This window comes from Mesorhizobium sp. M0227 (assembly GCF_040321855.1).
Taxonomy (GTDB): Bacteria; Pseudomonadota; Alphaproteobacteria; order Rhizobiales; family Rhizobiaceae; genus Mesorhizobium.
Genome location: NZ_JAMYSJ010000007.1, coordinates 69,017 through 83,027 on the forward strand (window position 1 = coordinate 69,017; position 14,011 = coordinate 83,027).

General features: G+C 61.7%; 12 protein-coding genes. 4 read left to right on the forward strand and 8 right to left on the reverse strand.

Going from position 1 to position 14,011, the window contains the following annotated elements:
- Nucleotides 1-6: 6 nt before the first annotated feature.
- Nucleotides 7-1,848 (forward strand): ABC transporter ATP-binding protein, encoded by a 1,842-nt coding sequence (locus NKJ00_RS12005; RefSeq protein WP_352612486.1) that lies wholly within the window; start codon nucleotides 7-9, stop codon nucleotides 1,846-1,848.
- Nucleotides 1,849-1,945: 97 nt separating this feature from the next.
- Here the strand turns inward: NKJ00_RS12005 and NKJ00_RS12010 are convergent, their stop codons facing one another.
- Entirely contained in the window at nucleotides 1,946-2,221 is a 276-nt protein-coding gene (locus NKJ00_RS12010; protein WP_023811582.1) for an exopolysaccharide production repressor protein, read from the reverse strand.
- A 601-nt stretch (nucleotides 2,222-2,822) separates the two neighbouring features.
- On the opposite strand from NKJ00_RS12010, the gene NKJ00_RS12015 reads away from it, so the two are divergent.
- Both NKJ00_RS12015 and NKJ00_RS12020 read left to right on the forward strand, forming a co-directional pair.
- Entirely contained in the window at nucleotides 2,823-3,500 is a 678-nt protein-coding gene (locus NKJ00_RS12015) for a sugar transferase (RefSeq protein WP_023811581.1), read from the forward strand.
- A gap of 100 nt (nucleotides 3,501-3,600) precedes the next feature.
- A complete protein-coding gene (locus tag NKJ00_RS12020) occupies nucleotides 3,601-4,866 on the forward strand; it encodes a polysaccharide biosynthesis/export family protein (protein ID WP_164892842.1) in 1,266 nt (421 codons plus the stop codon).
- 356 nt (nucleotides 4,867-5,222) lie between these two features.
- Here the strand turns inward: NKJ00_RS12020 and NKJ00_RS12025 are convergent, their stop codons facing one another.
- The 5 genes from NKJ00_RS12025 to NKJ00_RS12045 form a co-directional block, all read right to left on the reverse strand.
- Complete coding sequence (locus NKJ00_RS12025) at nucleotides 5,223-6,536, reverse strand: O-antigen ligase family protein (RefSeq protein ID WP_023811579.1); 1,314 nt, start codon at nucleotides 6,534-6,536, stop codon at nucleotides 5,223-5,225.
- Between the two features lie 201 nt (nucleotides 6,537-6,737).
- Nucleotides 6,738-7,565 (reverse strand): SDR family NAD(P)-dependent oxidoreductase, encoded by an 828-nt coding sequence (locus NKJ00_RS12030; RefSeq protein WP_352629836.1) that lies wholly within the window; start codon nucleotides 7,563-7,565, stop codon nucleotides 6,738-6,740.
- Nucleotides 7,566-7,622: 57 nt separating this feature from the next.
- Nucleotides 7,623-8,117 (reverse strand): acetone carboxylase subunit gamma, encoded by a 495-nt coding sequence (locus NKJ00_RS12035; RefSeq protein ID WP_352551160.1) that lies wholly within the window; start codon nucleotides 8,115-8,117, stop codon nucleotides 7,623-7,625.
- A complete protein-coding gene (locus NKJ00_RS12040) occupies nucleotides 8,114-10,318 on the reverse strand; it encodes a hydantoinase B/oxoprolinase family protein (RefSeq protein ID WP_352612481.1) in 2,205 nt (734 codons plus the stop codon). The genes NKJ00_RS12035 and NKJ00_RS12040 overlap by 4 nt, the downstream gene beginning before the upstream one ends.
- A gap of 13 nt (nucleotides 10,319-10,331) precedes the next feature.
- The gene (locus NKJ00_RS12045; protein WP_352612479.1) at nucleotides 10,332-12,491 is read right to left on the reverse strand and encodes a hydantoinase/oxoprolinase family protein; all 2,160 of its coding nucleotides are present in this window, start codon (nucleotides 12,489-12,491) and stop codon (nucleotides 10,332-10,334) included.
- Nucleotides 12,492-12,603: 112 nt separating this feature from the next.
- On the opposite strand from NKJ00_RS12045, the gene NKJ00_RS12050 reads away from it, so the two are divergent.
- A complete protein-coding gene (locus NKJ00_RS12050) occupies nucleotides 12,604-13,380 on the forward strand; it encodes a helix-turn-helix transcriptional regulator (protein ID WP_352612477.1) in 777 nt (258 codons plus the stop codon).
- A 49-nt stretch (nucleotides 13,381-13,429) separates the two neighbouring features.
- Here NKJ00_RS12050 and NKJ00_RS12055 read toward each other — a convergent pair whose 3' ends face one another.
- On the reverse strand, nucleotides 13,430-13,705 hold the full coding sequence (locus NKJ00_RS12055; RefSeq protein WP_348625591.1) for a type II toxin-antitoxin system RelE/ParE family toxin: 276 nt from the start codon (nucleotides 13,703-13,705) through the stop codon (nucleotides 13,430-13,432).
- A gap of 20 nt (nucleotides 13,706-13,725) precedes the next feature.
- Nucleotides 13,726-14,007 carry a type II toxin-antitoxin system ParD family antitoxin gene (locus tag NKJ00_RS12060; RefSeq protein ID WP_023811572.1) on the reverse strand — a complete coding sequence of 94 codons (282 nt, stop codon included), beginning with the start codon at nucleotides 14,005-14,007 and terminating at the stop codon, nucleotides 13,726-13,728.
- Nucleotides 14,008-14,011 lie beyond the last annotated feature (4 nt).

The following is a 14,011-nucleotide window of genomic DNA, read 5'->3' on the forward strand; positions in this document are numbered from 1 at the left end:
ACAACCATGTCGAAGCCAATCCTTCGCCTGTCGCTGTTTCGAGAAATTGCCGCATTCGGCGCCGCCATTGCCCGGATCGGCGGCCGGCGAACATGGACGGCGCTGTTCTTCCTCATCCTCGGCAGCCTGACCGAGGGCATCTCCATCCTGCTGCTCATCCCGCTGCTGCATCTGGTCGGACGCGCCGACCAGGATTTCGCTGTTCGGCTGCCCAACAATGATTTCGTGCGCTGGCTGGTGCCTGACGGCACGCTGCAGCTGACGACCGTGCTTTGCGCGCTGGTCGGGCTTGTTGCAGCGCAGGCGGCGTTCAATCGCTTCAAGTCGGTCTACATGGCCAAATTGCTGTTCGATTTCGTCAACCGCGTTCGCATGAACCTGTTCGAAAGCATCGGCAAGGCGCGCTGGGGCGTTTTTACCCACATGCGCAGTTCCGATCTCGATCATGCCCTGACCGGCGACATCGACCGCGTCCAGGGCGCGGCGTTCTCACTGCTGATGCTGGTGCAGATCGCCGTTCTTCTGGCTGGCTATCTCCTGGTTTCCATGTTCATCTCGCCGGTCATGACGCTGTTTGCCGTCGTCATCGGCATGCTGATGTTCGTGGCGCTGCGGCCCTTCCGGGCACGGGCCACTGCCTTCGGCCGTGTGCTGACCGCCAATCGCCAGGATCAGTACCGGACGGTCTCGGAATTTCTCGGCGGCATCAAGGTGGCCAAGAGCCTGAATGTCGAGGACAGCTATTTCGCGCAGCTGCGGTCGACGCTTGAAAGGATGAAGGCCGACAACATCGACTATGTGCGCAACAGCACCATCGGCACCGCGGTATTCCAGGTGGCGAGCGTGGTGGGCCTGAGCCTGTTCATCTATGTGGCTTTGGTCCGCTTCAACCTGTCGCTGGCCGAGATCGTCGTCCTGCTCCTGGTCTTCATGCGCATCGCGCCGCGCTTCATGGACATGCAGACGCAAGCCCAGCAAGTGCTGATCAACCTGCCCGCCTTTACGGCAATGCGCAGCCTGCAGGCACGTTTCGACGCCGAACGCGAACCAGGCCATACCGAGTTCGCCGACGCCGGGACACTCTCCCTCAATACGGGATTGAATATTCGCGGTGTCTCCTTCGCCTACGGAGATGCTGGCGCCAAGATGGTGGTGAGCGGCATCACCTTCGGCCTGCCGGCCGGCAAGGTCACCGCCCTGATCGGCCCGTCCGGATCGGGCAAGAGCACGATCGCCGATATGCTGCTTGGCCTGCTGGAGCCTACCACCGGCATGATGCTTGTCGACGGCGTCGAGATCGATGCCAGCAATCGCCGTCGCTGGCGCGACCAGGTGGCCTATGTGCCGCAGGACGTGTTCCTCCTGCACGACACGATCGCGGCGAACCTGCGCCTTGCCGCGCCACGGGCCAGCGATGGCGACCTGTGGGCCGCGCTGCATCAGGCGCACGCCGGCGAGTTTGTCGAACGGCTCGACCTCAGGCTCGAGACGGTGGTCGGCGATCGCGGCGTGCGGCTTTCGGGCGGCGAACGCCAGCGCATCGCGCTCGCACGCGCGCTGCTGCGCAAGCCGTCGCTGCTCATCCTGGACGAGGCGACCAGCGCGCTCGACTGGCAGAACCAGTCGCTGATCGTCAGGTCGATCGACGAATTGCGCGGCACGATGACGATCCTGACCATCGCGCACCGGCCGTCGATGATCGCCTTCGCCGACTGGGTGGTGGCGATGGAAAACGGCCGTATCGTCGAGGTCGGCCAATATCAGCGGCTGAAGGAAAAAACCGGCAGCCGGTTGTCGAGGATGCTGTCGGGGGAACAGTCAGAGAGCGAACCCGCCGATGTCGCGTGAGCCGGCGACCAAGACGCGCCGAAACGGATTCACGCGGCGCCTGGTCTCTTGTTTCGAAGCATGCCTCCAAACCGGGGGCAGGTTTGAGCAATCTGCATCAATGCAGGCCGCGCCTGGCACCGCCCAGCTTCTCGCTTTCGGCGACCTCTGGTGCGTTCAGTTTGCGCTCGGCGTCACGGGCTATGTCGGCAGGCGTCGGAGCGCTCCTGGCGATCATGGTGTAGATGAGCACGAAATAGCCGGCCTGAATGATCACGGCGCAGATGATGACGCGCACCAATATCGTGCCTATCGACGCACCGCCCAGCCAGGACCAGCCGACGACGATCGCCAGAGCGAAAATCATCCCGAGGATGAATTTTGGAAGTGCCATGCCCAACAGCCCATAAACCGGCTCGGGTATTTATCACGATTGCCCCACCCGAGCGCCGTCCCTTGTCATGTGGGCTTGTTAAGGTCGCCCACTCTCGACCGGTTGCTTCCGGCCTTTTCCACCTGTCGTCACCGTGACAGGTATAATTTGCAATTCTATTAAGGCGAGCAATAGGCGGCAAGGGCAACTTCGGATATTTTTGATCGAGCTTTTGCGATCGACTCTGCCATGCTGCAATGCACGCGACGGGAGCTAAGCCGATCTGCTCTCCTCGGCATTTTCAGTAAGATAGACAATATTAAGTAGTATTTTATACGGTTTTCACCATGCATTAGGGCAGGATAAAGCACTAGTTTGCAGCTTGCCTTGACAGATAGGTAGGTCTGCCTAAAAACGGCCCCACAAAGGCCCCTATTTTTTCGGCCGTGCCCATTTATTGTCACAAATGTGCTAAATACGCCGAAATTTGTGCATGACAAGCTTATTATTTAGTCAATTCATGACGTGACTATTTCAATGGGGTGGTAAATTGTGTGTTGCGCTGCAACATTTTTTTGGTATCGTGCGCTGAACCATTCGTTCAACGCATGGAGTTTACGGCATGAGGGACGTTGCCAAGTCGGCCACGGCGAGCTTTTCGCAGGCTGACATCGATTTTCCGCCACCGATCGGCGGCTTGCTCAAACGCAGCTTCGATATCGCCGGTTCACTGATTGGATTGATCGCACTCAGCCCGCTGTTTGTCATGATAGCGCTGCTGGTCAAGTTTTCCGACGGCGGCTCGATTTTCTACGGTCACAGGCGAATTGGACGCGGCGGGCGGATTTTTCCTTGCCTGAAGTTCCGCACCATGGTTCCGGACGGCGACAGGGTATTGGCAACCTATCTCGCCACCAACCCGGACGCCAACGCGGAATGGATCGCCACCCGCAAGCTGAAGAACGATCCGCGCGTTACCCGTGTCGGAGCAGTGCTGAGGAAACTCAGCCTAGACGAGCTGCCGCAGATCATCAACATCCTGCAGGGCGACATGAGCCTTGTCGGCCCTCGTCCGGTCGTGCGCGACGAGCTGGAGATCTATGGCACGTCCGCCGTTTATTATCTGAAATCCCGCCCGGGCCTGACTGGCCTGTGGCAAGTCAGCGGCCGCAACGATGTGTCCTATGACAGCCGCGTCGCCTTCGATCGCCACTATGTCGAGAACTGGTCGCTGTTCGAGGACGTTCGCATCATCATCAAGACCGTCCCGGCCGTCTGGATGTCGCGCGGTTCTTACTGACCGGCCGGTGGCCAGTGCCAAACATTGGCATCGGCCATTCGACGCAAGCTCATCGGGCGATGGGGCTATAGCGGATCGGAACGTTGAGTTGAAAACAGATTTGTTCGAAGCCTTTCGCAGCGGCCCGGATTCCGGCCGGCTGCGGCGGGCGCGTTTGCTGGCCACATGCCTTGCCATGGCGCTCGTCGTCCCGCATATCGCCGCCGCCGGCGACTATCGCCTCGGCTCGCAAGACAAGCTCACCATCCGCGTCGCCGAATGGCAGACCGTCGAAGGCACATTTCGTGACTGGTCGGCGGTGAATGGCGAGTACACGGTCGGTCCATCCGGTACGCTGTCGGTGCCGTTCGCCGGCGAGTTGCCGGCATCCGGCAAGACCACGTCCGAAATCGCGGCGGCGATTGGCGAGGCTTTGCAGAAAAAGCTCGCTTTGTCAGACCGACCGGAAGCCTCGGTCGAGATGGCGCAGTTCAGGCCATTCTACATTTCGGGCGAAGTCCAGAACCCAGGTCAATTTCCTTATGTCCCAGACCTGACGGTGTTGAAGGCGATCAGCGTCGCGGGCGGCATCAGGCGCAACGCCGATTACGGCCCCCAGCTCGGCAAGGACCTTGTCACCGCCAAGGGCATGTTCGACATCTCCGACGACCAGCGCATTCGACTGATCGTCAGGCGCGCCCGCATCGATGCGGACATGGCCGGCAAGGCGAGTTTCGACGTGCCTAAGGAAGTCGAGGGCGATCCAAGGCTGCCAGCCATCGTCGCGGACGAGATGACGATCCTGACGGCCGACCAAAAGGCGCTGAAGCTGAAACTCGAGGCGCTCGACGATCTGAAAGGTGTCTTGGAGTCCGAGATCGAATCGCTGCAGAAGAAGATCGTCAATCAGCAGCAGCAGGTCGACCTGGCGCAGCAGCAACTCGCCAGCATCGGTCCGCTGGCGCAAAAGGGCCTGATCGCCAATGCCCGTCTGCTGGATTCGCGCCAGTCCGTGGCCGACCTGCAGGGCAAGATCCTGGACTACGAAACCGCCATCCTCACCGCCAAGCAGGCGATCAGCAAGGCGAAGCAGGATGCTATCGATGCCCAGAACACCTTGAGTTCAAGTCTCGCCACTGACCGGCAGCAGACCGAAGCCGACCTGAACGAGGCCGCGTTGAAGGTGAACATGCAGAAAGGCCTGATAGCCCAGGCCAGCGATCCCGCGATGGCGGCCGCTATAACAAACGATCAGCAACCTACCCTGCTCTATTCACTGGTGCGCAATCTCGATGGCAAGACCACCGAGATAGCCGCCAAGGAAGAAACCCCGGTGCTGCCTGGCGATGTGATCAAGGTCAAGCTGGCGCCGCTGGCCAGCCAGTAGACTTGCTAAGCGCTGAGCGGTTCATCATTTTACAGAAATGCAGAACCGCTTCATACGCTCGTCGCCTTCTGTGAGCGGATGGTCCGCGGATATTCGCATTTGCACGTTCTGAGATTGGTTTTCGCGGCGCCGTAACTGGAAGTGCCGGCCGGACGCCCTGGCGCTTCTGGAGCACGGCTTTTGGACAGTAACAGCTGCGCGCCGGACGTCCTGGTCGCTCGGAGCACGCGAGTCTGACAATCCAGCGTTTCAGTCTATTTCGCGGAGGCATGGATTTCCCGCCTCGCGCCCGGCCTGCTTGAGCCTTCGATCAGGGGAATTTGTATTGACGCGACTTCAGGTCCCGAGACGATAGCTCACGCCTGATCGGCGACCGCCGGACGGCGGGCATGCCGAGGCCAGTCAGCCTCGCCCCCGGCCGCGTCAGCCGGCTCGGGACGCGGCGACCGCCGCCTGCGGGTAACGGGCAGCCGCGCCAGCTTGAAGAAGCTGAAATACATCAGGAAAGAACCCATGATGTAGGGGTTGAGAATCTCGACCTCGACGAAGGAGCGGATCAGCAGCAGCACCATCACGCCGAAAAGGATCACCGAGTCCGCCTGCCATGCCTTGAAGATCACCGCCGAGACGTGGCCGTAGAGCGTGCGCAGCATGATCAGCGACACCAGCGTCGCTCCGACGAAGCCGAGTTCGACGAGGGCCTCGATGTAGGTGTTGTGGAAGTGAAAGCCGGTGCGGGTGGTGATGTAGAATTCGTTCCACAGCCGCTCGGCTTCAGCGAAGCCCTGCACCCAATAGGCGGCATAGCCGACGCCGAGAATCGGCGATTTCTGCACCGTGTTCCAGCCTTGTTCCCAAAGATAGGTTCGCCCGGTGAGCGTCGAATCCTTGCCGAAGAGGCCGAGGACGAAGTCCATCAGCCCGAGATTCAAGGCGACGAAGGCCGTCACGACCAGCAGGCCGGCGCCGATCAGGAAGATGACCCGGCGATAGCGGCGTGACAGAAGTTTGCTCATCGCAAGAAGCGCCACCAGCGCCAGAACCGCGGGTATCGAGGCCATCGAGGTGGCGGAATGCGAGGCGACCAGTACATAGGCCGACAGCAGCACGACGGGCACCGCCAGTATGAAGCTCAGCCGGCCGCGTCTGTAGAACGCAAGGAAGACAACGCAGAAATAGATGCCAAGCGAGCCGACAAAGCCGATCTGATTCTTGGAGGCGAAGGCGCCGACGAAGTTCACGGTGCCGTCGAGGACATCCTCGGAATAATTCCCGACCTTCACAGAATAGAGAAGGACGACGAATATCCCGACCAGCGCCCCTATGGTCAACGTGCGCACGCTGACGGTGCGCGCAGCTATGTAGGCGCAGGCAATATGGGAAAAATACTGGACCGACGTCCTTGCGGTGACGCCGGGAGCCTGCGACCAGAAAACCGAGAAGCAGACATAGGCCGCAAACAGCAGCGGCAGCCAGGCGCTGGACAGATGTCGCAAAAACCGCCGGTAGTCGACCAGGATGAGCGGAAGCCAGACCGCATAGTAGGCCAGGATCAGCACCTGGCCGAAAATGACCGAATAGGAAAACGCCCAGATCGAGACGACTACGGCAAAGGCGCCATAGACCGAATTCTTCTCGGGATCGATCAGCAGGGACTTTGGAATCTTCATCTCAGAGTCTCGCCGACACGACCCAGGGCCGGCAAGCCATGAGCCGGCCGGAATCTTCGCAAATATGGGCGTGCAATAAACGGCGTCTCCATTGTGCAGTGCAATATAACCTATTGCGCCCGGCGCTCAATGGCAAATCCGGTCACCTTGTCTTACAGCGAGGCATCTGCGGAGAGATCAGCTGGTTGCGCGTCCGAGACGCTACCAAAGCGCTCTGCCGGTGATCTGGATGTTCTCCATGGTGATGCCCTTGGCGAGATCCGAGCACAGGAATACCGCCAGAGCCGCAATCTCCTGCGGCTGCAGCATGCGCTGCTGCGGGTTGCCTTTGGCGATCTCGGCCATCGCTTCCTCAGTGGTGCGCCCCTTGCCTTCGCGCTCGACGACCTGCGCCACATTGCGACGCATCAGTTCGGTCTCGACCCAGGTCGGGCTGATCATGACACAGGTGACGCCATGCGCTGCCCCTTCCAGCGCCGCGCAGCGTGTGAGGCCGAGAAGGCCGGCCTTGGACGCGCAGTAGGCTGGGTTGTCCTTCCAGCCGACCGAGGCGGCGGTTGAGCCGATGTTGACGATGCGGCCCCAGCCGCGTTCGATCATGCCCGGCAGTACCGCACGCGTGACGCGGAAGGCGCCCGTCAGGTTGGTATCGACGATCTTGTCCCATAACGCATCGGGATGACCGCAGACCGGCTGCTCCGCGGTCGTCCCAGCGGCATTGACCAGGATGTCGGCGGGGCCGATTGCCGCCTCGGCGTCAGCCGCGAACCGATTGGTGACGTCGCTGTCGCGCACGTCGAGATGAGCGGCGTGAACCCTCGTTCCGTGGGCGGCAAGGGCCGCATGCACGCGCTCGATTTCGTCCGCGCCGGGATAGTAAGCGGCGTCGGACCTGTCGGCGCCGGACGGCGCGATGTAGGAGCCGACGGCGACATTGGCGCCGGCTTCAGCCAAAGCCGTGGCAATGGCAAAGCCCATGCCCGAGAAACCGCCGGTGACGATGGCACTGCGGCCGGAAAGGTTCTTCATGGCGCACGGTCTCCGCTGCGTTCCGGACAGGCAATCAGGCCTGACCGGATTTGGCAATCACACCGGCGCAAGCGGTTTGCCCAGCCATTCGCGATAGAAGCCTTCGAGGTCGGGCTCGAAATCGTGGACTATGGGATAACCAGGTGCCGCCGCTTCCACCTCGTGCAGCGTGCCGCACTCAGGACAGATGAACTCGCGGATTTCCATCCATTCGGGATCGGGGAGATCACTGTTGGGATAGATTTCGCGCAGCGCCTCCTCGGTGTTGCGCACGTTGATCGCAGCCTTGAGCTTCCAGTTCTTGCGATAGTCGCCGAAGGAGTGGCCGCATTCGCAGCGGGTTATGCGCTCATCGCCGCTCTGGCAGATGAACAGATGGTCCGAGACCGGCAGCAGGATCGGGTCCTTCCAGGCAACGCGATCCTGATAGACGGCAACCATCTTGAAGAAACGGTCATCGTCCTTGTAGGCACTCATGATCCGCCTTGTCTGTGGCCAGGGCAGCTTGCCTGCGGCCAGATCGCCCAGGACTTCCTTGCTGTACGAGGTCATGGTTTTGCTCCCGGCATGAAGATCGATCTGGCATCGACGTTCCAGAACTCGCTGAATTCGCTGGTGAAGCGCGGCGACAGCTTGATCGCGCTGGCGTACATTTTCTTCACCTCGGGGGCGAAATCGGCCTTTTTGACGCGGCCGCGCTCCTTGGCGATCCAATCCGCCACCGGTACTGCTTTCGCCAGACGCTGCTTGCGCATGGCGGCGCGGCGCTCGACCGTGGCGTCGATATCGGCGATGGGATAACCGTCCTCATCGTCCTTCAGCACGATGCCGAACACCTGGTCCGCCGCTTGCCGGGTGAGAAAGCCGTTCTCGACATCCCAGGCCGTCTTGATCGGATCGCGCTCCAGAACGTCGCCGTAACCGCCGCCGCCATTGTAAGAATGGCTGAAGATGTCGCCGGACTTGTGCGGCGAGGTGATGTAGGGGCCCTCGACCACGACATGGTCGCCACCGATGTTCCGCTCGTAGTCGGAGACATGCGGATCGATGCCGGGCGCATGCGCCAGCGGTTCGCCTTTTGCGGCGAGTTCGTGAATGTCTGAGTTGCGCACCGCGCGATGCTTCTGGCAGGTCGGCGCCGGATAGCCGCCGCACATGCCGGCGTTGTCGAACACACGCGAGGAGTGCTCGGAGGTGTGGAGCCGCAGATGCGAGGTCTTGTTGATCAGCCAGGTCGAGACGAAGGAACAGCCGCCGCGATATTTGCCGGCACCGCCGGAATTCGGCACGATCGAGCGGCCGATATAGACCATCGGCATCGACTGTTCCCAGACCTCGATGTTGCCCATGTCGGATTCCGGGTTCCAGCCGACATAGGCGGTGTCGAGACCATCCTTGATGGCGAGCGCGCCGGAGCCGGCGGCGGCGCATTCAAAATGGGCCATGCCGAACGGCGTGCCGTACTGGCTCTCGCCACCCATTTCGATCATAGGACTGTTGACCTGGCCGACAAAGGCCTCCTCGACGAAGCCGCGGGCGATGAAGCCGCGCGACAGCAGGCGCTGGAAGACGCCATAGGCTGGCAGCAGCAGCGCCCACGAGGTGGCGGTCGCCACCATCTCGTTGTCGGGGTTGGTCCAGGTGCCGTGCGGCAGTTTCAGTTCGGTTGCCATCCAGGCGCCGTCATTGACCAGCCCTTCGAAATTCATGTGCTGGGTCAGCGTCACGAACATGCCGCCATCCATGCCGGCCGGCGTGCAGTTCATCGAATGGTAGCCCCAGGGCTGCGTGCCCTCGAAGTCCATGGTGATCTTGCCGTCGGTGGTGATCTCCATCTCGATCGGGATATTATAGAGCCAGTCGGGATCGCCGAGCAGCTGGAAGCCGGGCTTTCCCGCCGTGACATGGCCGTAAAAAGTGTGGCCGCGATAGATGCCGGGCACGGTAAGCTGGCGGGTGCGGGCGAGCTGGGCGCGGCGGCCTTCCTCGATGAACTCCTTCGAGACCTTCATCCAGTAGTCTAGGCCGATCTCCGAGATCAGCTGCTTGACGCTTTCGCGCATGTCGATGCAGGAGGCGACCTTGGCCTTTTCGTCCAGCACCCAGTAGATCGGCATGCGCAGATTACGTTCGCAGCGGATGACGTAGTCGCGGCGGATCTCGTCATTCTCGCCGATCTTCTCGGCGCAGACGAACAGACCCTCGGTGAAGCGCTCCTGCGCCAGACACACGTCGCCGCCCGGCGTGATGCCGCCGGCTTCCAGCTCGTGGCAGACAGCGCCGGCCCAGCCGACCAGCGTGCCTTCATGGAAGATCGGCACGACGTCCATGACGTCGGGCACCTGCACGGTGCCTATGAAGGCATCGTTGTTGGCGAAGATGTCGCCTTCGCGGATGCGAGGGTTGTCCTCGTAGCCGTTTTTGATCATCCATTTGATGAAGCGGCTCATCGTATGGACATGCACCATGATGCCGTTGGAGAGCGCAATGGCGTCGCCCTCGGGCGTGTAGATGGCGACCACCATTTCGCCGACCTCTCGCACGCCGGGGGAAGCCGAGATGCGGCGGGCCATTTCGCGTGCCGAGACGCAATAGGCGCGCAGCTTGGTGTGCAGCGTCTCGAATTTCAGCGGATCCTGGTTGCGCAGCGTGAGTTCCGTGATGCCGTCATAGCAGCCGGTTTCCTCCATCAGCCGCTCGGAATCGAGCAGTCTTTCGCGAAGGCGCAGGGCCGAGGCAGGTTTGTCCAACATGGCGGTCGCCCTCTCAAGCGTGGGTATAGTGCAGCAGCGTCCATTCATCGACGTGGATGCGGTCCTGCGGATGAACGACGAGCGTGGTGGCGGGATGTTCGATGATGGCCGGGCCGATGACTTCGTGGCCTGGCTGCAAAAGGTCCATCTCGTAGAGATTGGCCTTGTGCCAGCGCCCGCCAATATAGGCCTCGCGCACACCCTTGTGGGCGGCTGCCGGATCCGACTTGCCGAGCGGTCGCTTGAACAGCACCGGCTTGACCTTGTCGGCGGTGGCGATCAGCCCGAGTTCGGTGATGGTGAAGCCGGCCTCGCCATAGCGCGACACGCGATGGTTGACCTTGGCATAGACCGCCTCGAACTCGTCGATAACCCTACGCATGTCGTCGGCCGAATCGACCTTGGCAAGCGGCGCCATGACCTCGACGTCCTCGAGCTGGCCGGTGTAGCGCATCATCAGGAACGGCACGGTCCTGATCTTCTCCCTGGCATGGCCGTCGGCGATCATCTCGTCGACCGCGGCCCTGGTCAGGTCGTCCCAGACAGTGGTGACCTTGGCGCCGAAGGCGGCCAGCGTAGCCTCGTCGGCACGTGACGGGATGTCGTGCTGGGTGGAGACGGAATGACGCCGCATGAAATCGGCCGTGGTGCAGCCGAAGGCGGAGAAGGCGGCCGCAAACTGGAAGGTGATGATGTCCTTGAAGCCGATGCCCCTGGAGCAGCCGGCCAGATGCAACGGGCCGGAGCCGCCATAGGACAGCAGTGTGAATTCCGAGGGGTGGATGCCTTGCCCGGAAATGACCCGGCGCAGCGCGTTGTTGGCATCGGACTCCAGCATGTCGATCATGCCTTCGGCGGCTTCCTCCAGCCCGACGCCAAGGATGTCGGAGCATTTCTCCTGGAAGGCGCGGCGGGCCTTTTCGACCTGCAGCACGACCTTCCCGCCCAGGAAATAGTGTGGGTTGAGGCGGCCGAGAATGGCGTCGCAGTCGGCGATGGTCGGCTCGGTGCCGCCCCTGGCGAAGCAGATCGGACCCGGATCGGCGCCCGCACTTTCAGGCCCGAGCGAAACTTTCTTGGTCAGCGGGTCGACCTTGAGGATCATGCCGGCGCCGGCGCCGATCGTGTCGAGATGCAACGTCGGCACGTTGAGCTTGAAACGGTCCATCAGCGGCTCGTTCTCGATCCGGGTCTGGCCGCGCGTGATGACGCCCATGTCGAAAGAGGTGCCGCCCATATCCGAGCAGATCAGTGAGTCGTTGCCGATCAGCTTGCCGACATAGGCAGCGCCCAGAATGCCGCCGATCGGGCCGGAGATCATGGTTTCATGCAGGCGCGGATGGTTGATCGAGGTCAGGCCGCCGAAGGAGAGCAGCGTCTGCACGCCATACTTGAAGCCGTATTTCTTCGAGACGTCCTCGATACCCCTAAGTTGCTTGCGGCCACGCGAAGTCGCGTAGGCCTCGATCAGCACCGAGTTCAGCCGTGACTGCTCACGGATGACCGGACGAACCTCGTGGCTGGTGTAGACGATGATGTCAGCGCCGGCCTCCTCCACCTCTTCGCGGCAAATCTCGGCGATGCGCTTCTCGTGCACGGGATTGACGTGCGAGAAGATGGTCATGATGCAGATCGCTTCGACCTTGTCGGCGATCAGTTTTTTGGCGGCGATGGAGACCTCGTGTTCGTAGAGCGGCAGCACGATGTCGCCGAACTGGTCGATGCGCTCGGTGACGCCATGCGTGCGGCGGCGCGGCACCAGCGGATCGGGATGATGATGGGTGACCGCATGCAGCCGGTCGGCATAGGAATAGTCGGCCCAGGCCTGCAGTCCGCGGCCCATCAGGATCATGTCCTCGAGGCCCTTGGTGGTGATCAGGCCGAGCCGGCGGCCGGTGCGCGACAACAGCGTGTTGAGCATGCCGGTGCCGGAATAGAGCACGACATTGACGCCGGAAAACAGTGATTCCAGCGAGATGCCCCAGGCATCCGCCGCGTCCTCAGCAGACGCGAGGAAGCCCTCGGCTTCGTTCTTCGGCGTGGTCGCCGACTTGCCGATCTTGAAGTGGCCGTCCTGATCGACAAGGATCGTGTCGGTCATGGTGCCGCCGGCGTCGATGCCGATGACAATTGGATTGCCGACGATGGGGGCGGTGAGATTGGGTTGGGTCACGGTCGCCTCGGGATCTGGTCTAGGTTGACGCCAGGCTAGATTCGACAGGCGGCTTCGCGCCATATGCCTAAAGACACAATGACGGCTGGGCTGACATCGCCGAGAAAAGGGCATGCGCATGGACAATATCTGGGCGCCGCTCGCCAAAGCGATCGCCGCCACCGGCACCGACAGGCATGTCGACTGCCTGATCGACCTGATCGGCGCCGACATCGAGCACGACCTCGTCACGGTGACGCGCTATTCGGCGACGCAGACGCCGGAATTCGTCAAGCACCGGCGCTTCTCGGATGAAATGGTCCGGCGCTATCTCGACAACTACTACGTCTTCGACCCGTTCTATGCCTCGTGGCGGCGCGAGCGAAGGCTGGGCATCATGCCGCTGAAGCGGCTCGCCGACGACGAGGCCAAGCGCGGCCAGTACATTGCCGGCTTCCTGGCACAGTCGGAGATCTGCGACGAGGTCGGCATCATGCTGGCCGATGGCGGTGACTGGTGCCTCGGCATCTTCCTCGATCGCTCGACCGCTTCTTTCAAGGACAGCGAGATCGCCCTGCTGGACGAGCGGCTGCCGGTGTTCGAGGCGCTGCATGCGCTCGACATCAAGGCGCGCGGAACCGAATTCTCCCGCACATCGGCACCGACCAGCCCCGGCGCCTCGCCCCGGCAGGAGCCGACCATTCCGGCCAGCCTGTGGCCGGAGCTGTCGCTGCGCGAGCGGGAGCTGGTCCAGTTGATCCTCGCCGGCCACCCGACGGCGAACATCGCCGAGCGCCTCGGCATCACCGTCGGCACGGTCAAGAACCACCGCCGGCGTATCTACGAGAAGCGCGACATCACCACCGAGCGGGAATTGTTTTTGCAGTTCTTCCAGCATCTGGTCGACTGACAGCCGGGGTTCGGACAGCTAGGCGGTTTACGCTTTTTCCCGTTGCAGGTTAGAGCTCATCCTCCCAATTGGCGCCGCCATAGAACACACGGAAAATCACCACTTGGTCGGATTCCACTGTAAAGGTCACCGTTACACGGCGCTCAAAACCGACAACCCGAAGCCCCGGCCGCAGATCGTCACGGCGTGTTCCGCGCTCCGAGGCGTAGTCGAGACCCTGGCAGTAGGCTTCGATACGCTCGATATAGCGTATGGCCGTGACGTTGCCGGCGGCGATCTCGATGGTGTCGTATATCCATCTTAAGTCCGCTAGGGCTTCCGGCAACAGAACAATATGCCGGCGCTTCACACATCCCTCTTAAAGCGGGCGGCGTGGTGAGCGCGGATGTCGTCAAAAGCCTGGTTGGCTGGGATAACTCGGGAAGGGTCTGCCTTCCATCTGTCATAGGTCGGCACGACTTCCTCGCGCAGCCAACGCTCTACGGCCGCGTCGCGCTCTTGCAGGGCACGAAGCCCGGCGCGGATCACTTCACTGCTGGTCGCATAGGTTCCTGATTCAACGAGACGGTCGATGAAAGCAGCCTGCTCTGTTGGCAGGCTGAAGGTGCGCTTTTCGGTGGCAGCCATGATT